Origin of the sequence: Streptomyces sp. NPDC088387 (genome assembly GCF_044753385.1) — a bacterium.
In the GTDB taxonomy this organism is placed as follows: Bacteria; Actinomycetota; Actinomycetes; order Streptomycetales; family Streptomycetaceae; genus Streptomyces.
Genome location: NZ_JBIVNC010000019.1, coordinates 107954 through 121799, shown reverse-complemented (window position 1 = coordinate 121799; position 13846 = coordinate 107954). Strand labels below are relative to the sequence as shown.

The 13846-nt window shown below is 71.8% G+C and carries 11 protein-coding genes; 9 read left to right on the top strand and 2 right to left on the bottom strand.

The features are described 5' to 3' along the window. The first annotated feature begins 176 nt into the window (after nucleotides 1-176). A complete protein-coding gene (gene mfd, locus ACIQAC_RS36275) occupies nucleotides 177-3710 on the top strand; it encodes a transcription-repair coupling factor (RefSeq protein WP_402198971.1) in 3534 nt (1177 codons plus the stop codon). Nucleotides 3711-3774: 64 nt separating this feature from the next. On the opposite strand, the gene ACIQAC_RS36270 is transcribed toward mfd, so the two are convergent. After that, complete coding sequence (locus ACIQAC_RS36270; protein ID WP_402198970.1) at nucleotides 3775-4419, bottom strand: TetR/AcrR family transcriptional regulator; 645 nt, start codon at nucleotides 4417-4419, stop codon at nucleotides 3775-3777. 123 nt (nucleotides 4420-4542) lie between these two features. Between ACIQAC_RS36270 and ACIQAC_RS36265 the strand changes: the two genes are divergently transcribed. Beyond that, nucleotides 4543-5448, top strand: coding sequence for a hypothetical protein (locus ACIQAC_RS36265; RefSeq protein WP_402198967.1), 906 nt, complete (start codon nucleotides 4543-4545; stop codon nucleotides 5446-5448). Between the two features lie 163 nt (nucleotides 5449-5611). Here the strand turns inward: ACIQAC_RS36265 and ACIQAC_RS36260 are convergent, their stop codons facing one another. Continuing rightward, nucleotides 5612-5794 (bottom strand): antitoxin, encoded by a 183-nt coding sequence (locus ACIQAC_RS36260; protein WP_402198965.1) that lies wholly within the window; start codon nucleotides 5792-5794, stop codon nucleotides 5612-5614. A 162-nt stretch (nucleotides 5795-5956) separates the two neighbouring features. Here ACIQAC_RS36260 and ACIQAC_RS36255 point away from each other — a divergent pair, with 162 nt between their 5' ends. The 7 genes from ACIQAC_RS36255 (at nucleotide 5957) to ACIQAC_RS36225 (ending at nucleotide 13776) form a co-directional block, all read left to right on the top strand. Then, on the top strand, nucleotides 5957-6670 hold the full coding sequence (locus ACIQAC_RS36255) for an HNH endonuclease family protein (RefSeq protein ID WP_402198963.1): 714 nt from the start codon (nucleotides 5957-5959) through the stop codon (nucleotides 6668-6670). A gap of 166 nt (nucleotides 6671-6836) precedes the next feature. Continuing rightward, the gene (locus ACIQAC_RS36250) at nucleotides 6837-7445 is read left to right on the top strand and encodes a hypothetical protein (RefSeq protein ID WP_402198961.1); all 609 of its coding nucleotides are present in this window, start codon (nucleotides 6837-6839) and stop codon (nucleotides 7443-7445) included. Nucleotides 7446-7483: 38 nt separating this feature from the next. Beyond that, a complete protein-coding gene (locus ACIQAC_RS36245; protein WP_402199075.1) occupies nucleotides 7484-8971 on the top strand; it encodes a protein kinase in 1488 nt (495 codons plus the stop codon). Between the two features lie 199 nt (nucleotides 8972-9170). Beyond that, nucleotides 9171-9821: a SurA N-terminal domain-containing protein gene (locus tag ACIQAC_RS36240; protein ID WP_402198960.1), complete on the top strand. Its 651-nt coding sequence runs from the start codon at nucleotides 9171-9173 to the stop codon at nucleotides 9819-9821. 144 nt (nucleotides 9822-9965) lie between these two features. Then, nucleotides 9966-10997 carry a nucleoside triphosphate pyrophosphohydrolase gene (locus ACIQAC_RS36235; protein ID WP_402198957.1) on the top strand — a complete coding sequence of 344 codons (1032 nt, stop codon included), beginning with the start codon at nucleotides 9966-9968 and terminating at the stop codon, nucleotides 10995-10997. Then, the gene (locus tag ACIQAC_RS36230) at nucleotides 10994-12388 is read left to right on the top strand and encodes a cytochrome P450 (protein ID WP_402198955.1); all 1395 of its coding nucleotides are present in this window, start codon (nucleotides 10994-10996) and stop codon (nucleotides 12386-12388) included. Before ACIQAC_RS36235 ends, ACIQAC_RS36230 begins: the two co-directional genes overlap by 4 nt. Nucleotides 12389-12642: 254 nt before the next feature. Then, nucleotides 12643-13776, top strand: coding sequence for a transglycosylase family protein (locus ACIQAC_RS36225; RefSeq protein WP_402198953.1), 1134 nt, complete (start codon nucleotides 12643-12645; stop codon nucleotides 13774-13776). Nucleotides 13777-13846: the final 70 nt, after the last annotated feature.

The following is a 13846-nucleotide window of genomic DNA, read 5'->3' as shown; positions in this document are numbered from 1 at the left end:
GGGCGGATTGGGGAGCGCTCGGGCGGGGCCGCGCGCGCGGGGCGCTTCACCGCCGCTCCGGCGAGTGTCGGTGGCGCGTCGTACGCTGGAGAACCCCCGGCCCGTGACGCGTGTCGGGCCCTTCGCGTTGCCCAGCCTTCAGCCGTATTGCCCACCCTTCAACGGAAAGCTCCTCCATGAGCCTGCACGGTCTGCTCGACGCCGTCGTCAAGGACGCCGCCCTCGCGGAAGCGATCAAGGCGGCCGCTGACGGCAACCGCATGCACATCGACCTGGTCGGCCCGCCCGCCGCCCGCCCCTTCGCGGTGGCGGCGCTGGCGCGCGAGTCCGCCCGTACCGTGCTCGCGGTCACGGCCACCGGGCGCGAGGCGGAGGACCTGGCGGCGGCCCTGCGCTCGCTGCTGCCGCCGGACGGTGTGGTCGAGTACCCCTCGTGGGAGACGCTGCCGCACGAGCGCCTGAGCCCCCGCAGCGACACCGTCGGCCGCCGCCTCGCCGTGCTGCGGCGCCTGGCCCACCCCCGCCCCGACGACCCCGAGACGGGCCCCGTCTCCGTGGTGGTGGCACCCGTGCGGTCCGTGCTTCAGCCGCAGGTCAAGGGCCTCGGCGACCTGGAGCCGGTGGCCCTGCGCACCGGGCAGACCGCCGATCTCAACGAGATCGTGGAGGCGCTCGCGGCCGCCGCCTACGCGCGCGTGGAGCTGGTCGAGAAGCGCGGCGAGTTCGCCGTACGCGGCGGCATCCTGGACGTCTTCCCGCCCACCGAGGAACACCCCCTGCGGGTGGAGTTCTGGGGCGACGACGTGGAGGAGATCCGCTACTTCAAGGTCGCCGACCAGCGCTCCCTGGAGGTCGCCGAGCACGGCCTGTGGGCCCCGCCCTGCCGCGAGCTGCTGCTCACCGACGACGTCCGCGAGCGCGCGCGTGCCCTGGCCGAGGAGCACCCCGAGCTCGGCGAGCTGCTCGGCAAGATCGCCGAGGGCATCGCGGTGGAGGGCATGGAGTCCCTGGCGCCCGTCCTCGTCGACGACATGGAGCTGCTGCTCGACGTGTTGCCGAAGGGCTCCATGGCGGTCGTCTGCGACCCCGAGCGGGTACGCACGCGTGCCGCGGACCTCGTGGCGACCTCGCAGGAGTTCCTTCAGGCGTCCTGGGCGGCCACCGCGGGCGGCGGGGAGGCGCCGATCGACGTCGACGCGGCCTCCCTGTGGTCCATCGCGGACGTCCGCGACCGGGCGCGCGACCTGGAGATGATGTGGTGGACGGTGTCGCCGTTCGCCGCCGACGAGGAGCTCGACGACGACACGCTCAAGCTCGGCATGCACGCGCCCGAGACCTACCGGGGCGACACCGCGCGGGCGCTCGCCGACACCAAGGGCTGGCTCGCCGAGAGCTGGCGCGCGGTGTACGTCACGGAGGCGCACGGCCCCGCGGCCCGTACGGTCGAGGTGCTCGGCGGCGAGGGCATCGCCGCCCGCCTCGACCAGGACCTCGGCACCCTGAGCCCGTCCGTGGTGCACGTGGCGTGCGGCTCCATCGACTACGGCTTCGTCGATCCGGCGCTCAGACTCGCCGTCCTCACCGAGACCGACCTCACCGGGCAGAAGGCGGCCGGCCGCGAGGGCGCCCGGATGCCCGCGCGGCGCCGCAAGACCATCGACCCGCTCACCCTGGAGGCGGGCGACTACATCGTCCACGAGCAGCACGGCGTGGGCCGCTACATCGAGATGGTGCAGCGCACGGTCCAGGGCGCCACCCGCGAGTACCTGGTCGTGGAGTACGCGCCCGCCAAGCGCGGCCAGCCCGGCGACCGTCTCTACATCCCCACCGACCAGCTGGAACAGATCACCAAGTACGTCGGCGGCGAGGCGCCCACCCTGCACCGGCTCGGCGGCGCCGACTGGACCAAGACCAAGGCACGCGCGAAGAAGGCGGTCAAGGAGATCGCCGCCGACCTGATCAGGCTCTACAGCGCGCGCATGGCCGCCCCCGGACACACCTTCGCGCCCGACACGCCGTGGCAGCGCGAGCTGGAGGACGCGTTCCCGTACGCGGAGACGCCGGACCAGCTGACCACGATCGCCGAGGTCAAGGAGGACATGGAGAAGTCGGTCCCCATGGACCGCCTGATCTGCGGCGACGTCGGTTACGGCAAGACGGAGATCGCCGTGCGGGCCGCCTTCAAGGCCGTACAGGACGGCAAGCAGGTGGCGGTCCTGGTGCCGACGACACTGCTGGTGCAGCAGCACTTCGGGACGTTCAGCGAGCGGTACGCGCAGTTCCCGGTGAGCGTGAAGGCGCTGTCGCGGTTCCAGACGGACAACGAGGCCAAGGCGACCCTGGAGGGCCTGCGCGAGGGCGCCGTGGACATCGTCATCGGCACGCACCGGCTGTTCTCCTCCGAGACCAAGTTCAAGGACCTCGGGCTCGTCATCGTCGACGAGGAGCAGCGCTTCGGCGTCGAGCACAAGGAGCAGCTGAAGAAGCTGCGGGCCAACGTCGACGTCCTGACGATGTCCGCGACCCCGATCCCGCGCACCCTGGAGATGGCGGTGACCGGCATCCGCGAGATGTCGACGATCACCACACCACCGGAGGAGCGGCACCCCGTGCTGACCTTCGTCGGGCCGTACGAGGAGCGGCAGATCGGCGCGGCGATCCGCCGTGAACTGCTGCGCGAGGGCCAGGTCTTCTACATCCACAACCGGGTCGAGTCGATCGACCGCGCGGCGGCCCGGCTGCGCGAGATCGTCCCCGAGGCGCGGATCGCCACCGCGCACGGACAGATGTCGGAGTCCGCGCTGGAGCAGGTCGTCGTGGACTTCTGGGAGAAGAAGTTCGACGTGCTCGTCTCCACGACGATCGTCGAGTCCGGCATCGACATCTCCAACGCCAACACCCTGATCGTGGAGCGCGGCGACACCTTCGGCCTGTCCCAGCTGCACCAGCTGCGCGGCCGGGTCGGCCGTGGCCGCGAGCGCGGGTACGCGTACTTCCTGTACCCGCCGGAGAAGCCCCTGACGGAGACCGCGCACGAGCGGCTCGCGACCATCGCCCAGCACACCGAGATGGGCGCGGGCATGTACGTGGCCATGAAGGACCTGGAGATCCGCGGCGCCGGCAACCTCCTCGGCGGCGAGCAGTCCGGGCACATCGCGGGCGTCGGCTTCGATCTGTACGTCCGGATGGTCGGCGAGGCCGTCGCCGACTACCGGCGCCAGCTGGAGACCGGCGAGATCGAGGAGGAGCAGCCGCTCGAGGTCAAGATCGAGCTGCCGGTCGACGCGCACGTCCCGCACGACTACGCGCCCGGTGAGCGCCTCAGGCTCCAGGCCTACCGTTCGATCGCCTCCGCCAACAGCGAGGAGGACATCAAGGCGGTACGCGAGGAACTCGTCGACCGGTACGGCAAGTTGCCCGAACCGGTGGAGAACCTGCTGCTGGTGGCCGGCCTGCGGATGCTCGCCCGCGCGTGCGAGGTGGGCGACATCGTGCTCCAGGGCAACAACATCCGTTTCGCGCCGGTGGAGTTGCGCGAGTCGCAGGAACTGCGTCTGAAGCGGCTGTACCCCGGGACCGTCATCAAGCCGGCCGCGCACCAGGTGCTGGTGCCGCGCCCCAAGACCGCGAAGGTCGGCGGCAAGCCGCTGGTCGGGCGGGAGCTGCTGGGGTGGGTCGGGGAGTTCCTGGCCTCGGTGCTGGGGTCGTAGGGGCGTGTTGGGTGTGGGCGGCCCGGCCGGGCCGCCCGGTTGTTCCGCTGTTCCGCCCGGAGGGTCACGCCGAGTGGAACAGCATGCCCGCCAGCGCGCGGAACACCTCCTCCGGGTCCTGGTCGCCCACGGGGCCGTCGAGGTTGTGGCCGAGAAGGAGGGTGGCGAAACCGTGGGCGAGGGACCATGCGGCGACTCCGGCGAGACGGGCGTCGGGGCCGCGGTCCGATGACGCCACCGCGGTGACGGCCTCGCGCAGGGCATCGCCCGCCAGGGCGCGGGCGGTGGTGAGTTCGAGGTCCTCGGAGCGGAGCAGCTCCGGCGTGAACATCACCTGGAAATGCGCCGGATGCCCGCGGGCGAACCGTACGTAGCGCACCCCCGCGTCCTTCAGGTCCGTCGCCGCCCGCAGCGCCTCGGCGAGCAGGCCGTATCCCTCGGCCGCGATGGCCGTGAGCAGTCCGGTGCGGTCCTTGAAGTGATGGGCCGGCGCCGCGTGCGAGACACCGGCCCGGCGGGCGAGGTCCCGCAGGCTCAGCGCGGACGGACCGTCGGACCCGATGACGTCGAGCGCGGCCGTGAGGATGGCGCGGCGGAGATCACCGTGGTGGTAGGGGCGGTCGGGGGCGGGTGAGGCCTGCGACCGCGACGGGGACTGCGACGGGGGCTGGGGATGGGGCTGAGGTTGCGGTTGCGGGGAGGGCGGCATGTCCAGCAGCCTACGCGGAATCTAGGCATTGACAAGTTGCCGTTCGGCGAGGCAATCTAGTCAGTGTCAAGTTGATGGTCGCGGAGTTGGTTCGGCGACCACGGGATCCACGGGGGAGTCGTCATGTCGCAGTACGTCGATGAGGGTGGGGCCGTGGGCGGTGCCGCTGTCGAGCCGGCCCGGGTCCGGCAGCTCTGGCATCTGCTGGAGCCGCTGCACGCGGTGCTGTACTACGCGCCGGAGGTCTTCGAGGAGGCGGCGGCCCTCGGGTACAACACGCAGGAGCGCTGGCCGAGCTACTTCCCGTTGCGTGCCGCGCCGCTCGGCCCCGTCGGCGGCCGGGCCGTCTCCTCCGCTTTCTACAGCTTCGACCCCGGCATGGTCGCCGCGCACATGGACGGCGCGTGGGCGGTGGCGAGCCCGGAGGCCGTGCTGGCGGCGAGGCTGCGAGGGATCGACCGGGCCTACCGCGCCCTCTTCGGTGACCTGATCGACCGCCCCGAACTGGCGGAGGCCGCCGCCCTGCTCCGGCGCGCGGCCGAGGCGGCCGACACGGCGGGCCGACCGCTCGCCGCGGCCAACGCCGCGCTGGACTGGCCGCGATCCCCGCACCTCCAGCTGTGGCAAGCGGCCACGATCCTGCGCGAGCACCGGGGCGACGGCCATGTCGCCGCACTGCTCGTGGCCGGCCTCGACCCGGCGGAGTCGCTGGTCTCCTTCGCCGCGATCGGCGCGGCCCCGGCCGAACGCTTCGAGAGCCGCGGCTGGAGCGCGCGGTCCTGGTCGGCCGCACGCGAACGCCTGGTGGCCCGCGGGCTGGTGAACGAGGACGGTACGGCGACGGACGCGGGCCGCGATCTGCGGCACCGGGTCGAGCACCACACCGACCGCCTCGCCGCCGCCCCCTGGAACGCGGTTGATGCGAAGTCCGCCGACCGCGTGACCGAACTCCTCGGTGACTACTGGGTCGCGGTCCTGGCGTCGGGCCTGCTGCCGTCGGAGACGACCCTGGGGATAGGCAAGGTCTGACGGGGCGTCCGGGGGGTTGTGCACGCGGGCGGGCGGCACGGGCGAAGCCGCCCGCGGGAGGTGAGGTGCCGCGGACGGCCTCTGTCTCAAGGTGGTCCAGTGCGTGCCGCCCCGATCCGATGGCGGGCGGCCCTTGTTGATCGCCTCCGTGGACTCTCCGGCGCTACTGCCGGTCGGGCCTTTCGCGGTCCATGCCGAGCGCGCCCTCTGCCTTCTGCTGTGCGTCGTCGACCTGGCTCTCGTACTTGTTGCCCGTCTTCTCGTTCATCTTCTGTTCCGCGGTGTCGGACATCTGCTGAGCCTTGTCCTGGGTGCCGCGGTTCTTGAACCTGTCGAGGATCCCCATCCAGCACTCCTTCCGGAGGTTGCTCATTCGACGATACGCCCGACTTGTTCGAGATGCGCAATTACGCCCGGTGTGGTCTGGACCTCTCGGCCGCTACCGTGTGCGGCGGCGGTGACCGCCCGTCCGAGGGCGGCGCGCACACGCAAGGGGGAGGGCCGCACCGTGAGGCGTCTGAGGGGCGGGGCGGCGCTGGCCGTTGCGCTGTTGGTGGCCGTGACCGGCTGCAAGGAAGAGACCACCGGGGCCGGCGGAGCACAGGAGACGGGAAGTGGGGGAGCGGCGATGACGGCCGCCGAGGCACTGACCGTCAAGGGCCGGGCGCCCAGGACCGGATACGACCGGGACCGGTTCGGCTCGCCCTGGGCCGACACCGACTCCAACAGCTGCGACACCCGTGACGACATCCTCAAACGGGACCTGGAGGAGGTGGAGTTCACCGACGGCACGTGCAAGGTGGCGTCGGGGACGCTCGACCCGGACCCGTACACCGGAAAGGACGTCACCTACGAGCGCGGGCGCAGTGAGGTCGACATAGACCATCTCGTCGCCCTGTCCGACGCCTGGCAGAAGGGCGCCCAGCAATGGGACCCCAGCAAGCGGATCGCCTTCGCCAACGACCCGCTGAACCTCCTGGCCGTGGACGCGGGCACCAACCGTTCCAAGAGCGACGGCGACACGGCGACCTGGCTGCCGCCGAACAAGCCGTACCGGTGCACCTATGTCGCCGCCCAGGTCGCCGTGAAGCGGAAGTACGGCCTGTGGGTCACGTCCGCAGAGCGGGAGGCGATGACCCGGGTGCTGTCGGGCTGCCCCGACCAACGCCTCCCGACGGGCGGCAACCCGACAGAGGCACCGCCCCGCTTCAGCGCGGACTGACGCTTGCGGCGCCGGTCCGGCGGGTCGGCAGTGATCAGGTCGACAACGGTTCGGTACAACCCGGGACCGGTTGTCCTTGTCGGCCTATACGCTCGAAGCGACCACCGCACAACCGGCATTGCACGGTGCCGGTCACGCGTGCCCGTCCCAGGTTTCAGGAGCAGTCATGCATGGCCACGGCTACCCGCAGCCGGTGAAGCAGCCGCCGCCGACGGCGTTGCTGGTCTTCCTGCGTGTGGTGTTCGTGGTGATCTCGATCCTCAGCCTCGGCTTCCTGACCTGGACGATGATGCTGCGCCTCGCGATCGTGACGCGGAAGTCCCTGGACTGGGGCCTGTTCGCGGCCGTGGTCGTCATCGACATCCTGGCCATCGTGCTGCTCGGCAGCGAGCCCGGCGAGGAGATCCACACCGCGGGCGGCTGGACCGGCCTCACCCTGCTGCTCGGCACCCTCGTGGCGGTCATCGCGTACTACCTCGCCGCGGACATCCGCCACTTCCAGCAGCTGCGCCAGGGCGCGTACGCCCACGCGCGCCCGCCGGCGTACGGCTACCCCCAGGCGCAGTCGCCGTACACGGCCACCACGGTCCCGCAGGTACCGCCGGCGCAGCGCCCGCCGCACACACCGTCCACCCACCACACCCCGCCCCCGGCGACCCCCGCACCACCGCCCCAGCGGCCCGCGCCCGCCCGGATCGACCAGGTGCGCGCCGAGCTGGACGAGCTCAGTGAGTTCCTCCGCAAGCAGGACGGCCGGCCCGAGGGCGGAAGGTGACCGTGGCGACAGGACGTGTCGTCGCCGGCCGGTACGAACTGGCCACGCTCATCGGGCAAGGCGGCATGGGCCAGGTGTGGACCGCGTACGACCGCCGCCTGGACCGGCGTGTGGCGGTGAAGCTGCTGCGCCCGGACAAGGTGGCCGGCCAGGAGGCCGACGAGCTGCGCCGCCGCTTCGTGCGCGAGTGCCGCGTCACCGCCCAGGTCGACCACCCCGGCCTGGTCACCGTGCACGACGCGGGCAGCGAGGGCGAGGAGCTGTTCCTCGTGATGCAGTACGTGGACGGCGCGGACCTCTCCGACCATCTCGCCGAGCACAGCCCGTACCCCTGGCAGTGGTCCGTCGCGGTGGCCGCGCAACTGTGCGCCGTGCTCAGCGCCGTGCACGCCGTGCCGATCGTCCACCGCGACCTCAAGCCACGCAACGTGATGGTGAAGCAGGACGGCACGGTCACCGTGCTCGACCTCGGTGTGGCGTCCGTGATGGACACCGACACCACACGCCTGACCCACACCGGTTCCCCCATCGGCTCGCCCGCCTACATGGCGCCCGAGCAGGCCATGGGCGGCGCGGTCGGCCCGTACACCGACCTCTACGCACTCGGTGTGCTGATGCACGAACTCCTCAGCGGAGACGTGCCGTTCGCGGGTTCCACGGCGCTCGGCGTGCTGCACCGCCATCTGTACGAGGCGCCGGTGCCCGTGCGCCGGCTCCGCCCGGAGGTCCCCGAGCCGCTGGAGGCACTGGTCCTGCGCCTGCTCGCGAAGGACCCCCAGCACCGGCCCGGCTCCGCGCAGGAGGTGTACGAGGACCTGGCGCCGCTCCTGCCCGCGCGCGGGATGCCCACCGGCGCGCCCCTCGACCCCACCCGCCCCTTCCTGCGCCCGCACGCTCCCTGGCCGGACCGCGCGCGCACCCCGGCGCCCCAGCCCGCGCCCGCCGCCCCGCCCGCCGACGAGAAGCCGGACGTCGCCCGCGCGGTCGACGAGGTCAAGCGGCTGCTCGGTGAGGGCCGCATCACGCAGGCCGTCGACATCCTCGGCGCGATCCTGCCCGCCGCCGCCGAGCAGCACGGAGTGCACTCCCCGGTCGTCCGCACCCTGCGCAAGCAGTACGCCGCCACCCTCATGGACGACGGCCAGTACCGGCGCGCGCTGCCCGAACTGAGCCGCCTCGCCGACGAACGCGCCGCCGAGGCCGGCCAGGCCGACCCCCAGGCGCTGCGCTTCCGCTACGAGGCCGCCCAGTGCCTCGAACAACTCGGTGAACCGGCGGCGGCGCTGTCCGCGTACCGGGGACTGCTGCCGTACTACGAGAACCAGTACGTGTCCGGCGACCCGGAACTCGCGCACGAGGTGCGCCGCCGCATCGGCCACCTCCTGCTCGCCCTCGGCGACCGCGCCGCGGCCCACGAGACGCTGGTCCGCCTCCTGCACGACGTGGAGCGGCTGCACGGCCCCGGCCATCCGGCCGCCCTGGAGATCCGCCGCACTCTTCAGTGGCTCGGACAGGTACGCGGCTAGCCTCCCGCGCGCGAGTACGGGCCCCTGGGGACGGCCGTCGAGCGGTCGTTCGACCCTGTGGAAGGGGTCCGGAAGCGCGGCGGTGCCCGAAGTCCTGGTGAATCGTTGGTCGAATGGGTTGGCCAGAGCTTGCCCGCTGCCTAACATCGATCACCGCAAGACTTTGTGCACCGCCGCACAATCTCCTCGGGAGGTTCCCTTGCACCGCCGCCGTCGCACCGCGTTCGTCCTTTCCGCCGTGATCGCTGCCGCGGCCCCTCTCCTCACCGCGTGCGGAAACGACGCGCACCCCGGCGCGGCAGCCGTCGTGGGCGGCGAGCGGATCACCGTGTCGCAGCTGGAGAACAGGGTCGACGAGGTACGCCGGGCCCAGCGGGCCGCGGTGAGCGACGAGGCCCAGTACGCGCAGGCCATCGCCCAGACCGGCACCCTCACCCGCGACACCCTGCACAGCATGGTCCTCGACGAGGTGCTGCACGGCGCCGCCAAGGACGCGGGCGTCTCCGTCACCCGCAAGGAGATGCAGACGTTCCGCGGCGAGCTGGAGAAGCAGGCGGGCGGCGCCAAGGGCCTGGAAACGGCCTGGCTCCAGCAGTACGGGATCCCGCCGGAGCGCCTCGACGAGAACCTGCGTGTCCAGCTGGAGGCCCAGAAGCTGGCCACCGCGCTCGGCACGGACACCACGCAGCAGCCGTTCTGGCAGGCCCTGTCCAAGGCGTCCAAGGAACTCGGCGTCGATCTCAACCCGCGCTACGGCAGCTGGGACGTGGAGAAGGTCAGCCGCGTCGACGCGGAGACGCCCTGGGTGCGCGAGGTGACGAACACCGGGCAGGAGCAGCAGCCCGCGTAGGAGCAGCCGGTACTTCGGGGGTGCAGCCGGCCCTTCGCCGCTGCACCCGGTCCCTCGGGGCTGCGAAGACCGATAATCCGACGAACCACTCCGCCCTGTGGATAACTTTCCGGCCCTGTCCGCGGTGTGCGTTACGTTCGGATCGTGAACGCAACCAGCCCCGAAGGCACCCCCGACGCCACCCCCGAGCCCGGCCGTATCGTCCTGCTCACCACCAGCCACCGCGTCGCCCCCGGCCTGCTGTCCTGGCCGGCCTGGCAGGCGCTGCACACCGCCGACTCGGTGTTCTGCGCGGACGGTGCCCACCCGCAGCTGCCGTATCTGCGGGAGGCGGGGACGGTCGTCACCGAGGCCGCCCCGACCGCCGAGGACCTGCTGGACGCCTGCGCCGGCGGCAGGACCGTGGTCGTCGTCGCCACCGGTGAGGGCGAGCCCGCGCTCACGGACGGCCTGTCCCGCCTCGCCGGGTCCGGCAGGGTGCGGATGCCCGAGCTGGAGCTGCTTCCCGCCTCCTACGACCTGCCGGGCGCCCGGCTCCTCGACCTCGTCCAGGTCATGGACCGCATCCGCGCCGAGTGTCCCTGGTCGTCGCGGCAGACCCACCAGGGCCTCGCCAAGTACGCCGTCGAGGAAGCCTACGAGCTGGTCGAGGCCATCGAGGACGGCGACCGGGACGAGCTGCGCGAGGAGCTGGGCGACGTCCTCCTCCAGGTCGTCTTCCACGCCCGGATCGCCGAGGAGGGCGAGGGCACCGAGGAAGACGCCGACGCCCCCTTCTCCATCGACGACGTGGCCGCCGGCATCGTCGCCAAGCTCATCCACCGCCACCCGCACGTCTTCGGGGACGAGACCGCGTCGACCCCCGAGGAGGTGAAGGAGCACTGGCTGCGGACGAAGGCCCAGGAGAAGCGCCGCACTTCGATAACGGAGGGCATCCCGCTGCACCAGCCCGGCCTCGCCCTCGCGGCCAAGCTGGCGTCCCGGGCACGGACCGCGGGCCTGGAGGTGCCGCTGCCCCCGGTCGAGGGCATCGGCTACGAACTGCTGGCGCTGGCGGCCCGAGCCGAGGCGGAGGGCGTGGACCCGGAGGCGGCGCTGCGGGCGGCGGCGCGGGTGTACCGGGACGCGATCAGAGAGAAGGAGGCCGGACAGAGCCGGGATACGGTCGGCCAGTGACCGACCAGCATCACCCCGAGCCCCCGCACAACACCCCGGACCAGGCGCCCCACTCTGCCGAGTCCGCCCACCCCGCCGAGCCCGCCCACCCCGCCGAGTTCGCCCACCCGGCCGAGTCCGCCCACCCGGCCGAGTCCGCCGCAGGCGCCCCGCCGCTCTTCACCTGGGAGTTCGCCACCAACCCCTACCCGGCGTACGCGTGGCTGCGGGAGCACGCCCCCGTGCACCGGACGGAGTTGCCGAGTGGTGTGGAGGCCTGGCTGGTCACGCGGTACGCCGACGCGCGGCAGGCGCTGGCCGACGGGCGGCTGTCCAAGAACCCCGCGCATCACGACGAACCCGCGCACGCCAAGGGCAAGACCGGCATCCCCGGTGAGCGCAAGGCCGAGCTGATGACCCATCTGCTCAACATCGACCCGCCGGACCACACCCGGCTGCGCCGGCTGGTGTCGAAGGCGTTCACACCCCGCCGGGTGGCCGAGTTCGCGCCACGGGTGCAGGAGTTGGCGGACGGGCTCATCGACCGGTTCGCGGAGAAGGGGGAGGCGGATCTGATCCACGAGTTCGCGTTCCCGCTGCCCATCTACGCGATCTGCGATCTGCTGGGTGTCCCGCGCGAGGACCAGGACGACTTCCGGGACTGGGCGGGGATGATGATCCGGCACGGTGGCGGTCCGCGGGGCGGGGTCGCGCGGTCGGTGAAGAAGATGCGCGGCTATCTCGCCGAGCTGATCCACCGCAAGCGCGAGGCGCTCCCGGAGAGCGCGTCGCCCGGCGAGGACCTCATCTCCGGGCTCATCCGCGCCTCCGACCACGGTGAGCACCTCACGGAGAACGAGGCGGCGGCGATGGCGTTCATCCTGCTGTTCGCCGGGTTCGAGACGACGGTGAACCTGATCGGAAACGGCACGTACGCGCTGCTGACCCACAACGAGCAGCGCGGCCGCTTCCAACGGGCCCTGGACGAGGGGGACACCGGCCTGCTGGAGACCGGTGTCGAGGAACTGCTCCGCTTTGACGGGCCGGTGGAGCTGGCGACGTGGCGGTTCGCCACCGAGCCGCTGAGTCTGGGCGGACAGGACATCGCGGCCGGGGATCCGGTTCTGGTGGTGCTGGCGGCGGCCGACCGCGACCCGGAGCGGTTCGCCGACCCGGACATCCTCGACCTCTCCCGTCGTGACAACCAACACCTCGGTTACGGGCACGGCATCCACTACTGCCTCGGTGCCCCGCTCGCCCGGCTGGAGGGACAGACCGCGCTCGCCACGCTTTTCAGCCGTCTTCCGGACCTGCGCCTGGCGGCCGACCCGGCCGAACTCCGCTGGCGCGGTGGCCTCATCATGCGCGGACTGCGCACCCTGCCGGTCGAGTTCACCCCCGAGCGTCCCTGAAACCCGGGCGGGACGCCCACCGTCGGACCCGGCCGGCACCCCGGGCGCCCTGACGCACAGACAGTCACCTCACCCCCGTACCTCCTGACATACAGTCATCAAAAAGATGACATCACCTCACGTCTGTGATCTTCACGTGATCTACGCGGCATTAACTTGTGACAAGTGATCGACTGCCGCTACTTTCACCCATCAGTGCGACGTCGAACACCAGGCGCCGCGCGGGTCACCGCTGTCTCGCGAAAGGTCACCGCATGCTCCCCGGGAACGGCCGCCACCGTCGCCCCCGTCAGGCTCCGGCGCTCCTCGTGGCGGCCGGCGTGACCGGCTCGGCCATCGCCATCCCGCTCCTCGGCGCCGCCGGCGCGAGCGCGGCGAGCGGTACCACATGGGACGCCGTCGCGGAGTGCGAGAGCGGCGGCGCGTGGAGCGCGGACGAGGGCAACGGCCGTTACGGCGGTCTGCAAGTGACCCAGCAGGACTGGGAGAGCTACGGCGGTCTGGACTACGCGGCCAGTGCCGACCAGGCCAGCCGTTCGCAGCAGATAGCCGTGGCCGAGCGGATCCTCGCCGACCAGGGGGTCGGCGCGTGGTCCGTCTGCGGCCTGGTCCACGGACTCACGCAGGACTCCAAGCCGGCCGACGTCGACACCGGCGTGGGGGGCGACGCGACGTCCGGCTCCTCCAGCGAGTCCGACGCGAACGACTCCAGCGGCTCGAATGGCCTGAATGGGTCGAACGATTCGGACAGTTCGAACAACACGGACGGTTCCGACGGCTCGACCGACGGCCGGACCGATTCCTCCGGCTCCTCCGACTCCACCGGATCGTCCGACCCGTCCCAGTCGCCCGATTCCTCCGACGGCTCGGACTCGCCGTCCGATTCGTCCACTTCGCCCTCCGGTGACGCTTCGGGCGACACCGACCCCTCGGGTGAGCCGGACGGAACGGACGATTCGGCCACCCCGGTCTCGCCGAGCGACCCCGCCGCCGACCCGGCCGGCGACCCCTCCGGGGCAAACGGCGATGAATCGGACAACTTCCCGCAGGAAGTCGGCTCTTCGTACCTGGTCGACACCGGCTCGCTCTCCGGCACGGGCCGCCATCGTGGCAACAGCGCCGACGAGGACGCCGTGGGGGACCGTACGGTCATCTCCCCGGACGCCTCCGCGGGCTCCTCCGGCCGTCACGCCTCGCGCGGCAGCGGCGACGCACGCGACCCGCTCGACAGCTCCTACACCGTCCGCAACGGTGACACTCTCTGCTCCATCGCCGACTCCCTTGGCTTCGACGGCGGATGGCGCAAGCTCTACGCGGAGAACGAGGAGTCGATCGGTACCGACCCGAACCGCATCGTCCCCGGTCAGACCCTGGAACTCGGGGCCTAACCGGACGAAAGGCAACGGGAGTTCGCGTCACACTTCGCGCTGAATGTCCGGTTTGGTGAAAGTGTGGGAT

Excerpts from the sequence above, each read along its gene's own strand:
- ACIQAC_RS36250 (WP_402198961.1), top strand. The coding sequence starts at position 6,837 with ATGCATGGCCACGGCTACCCGCAGCCGGTGAAGCAGCCGCCGCCGACG.
- ACIQAC_RS36260 (WP_402198965.1), bottom strand. The coding sequence starts at position 5,794 with ATGGGGATCCTCGACAGGTTCAAGAACCGCGGCACCCAGGACAAGGCT.
- ACIQAC_RS36225 (WP_402198953.1), top strand. The coding sequence starts at position 12,643 with ATGCTCCCCGGGAACGGCCGCCACCGTCGCCCCCGTCAGGCTCCGGCG.
- ACIQAC_RS36270 (WP_402198970.1), bottom strand. The coding sequence starts at position 4,419 with ATGCCGCCCTCCCCGCAACCGCAACCTCAGCCCCATCCCCAGCCCCCG.
- ACIQAC_RS36265 (WP_402198967.1), top strand. The coding sequence starts at position 4,543 with ATGTCGCAGTACGTCGATGAGGGTGGGGCCGTGGGCGGTGCCGCTGTC.
- mfd (WP_402198971.1), top strand. The coding sequence starts at position 177 with ATGAGCCTGCACGGTCTGCTCGACGCCGTCGTCAAGGACGCCGCCCTC.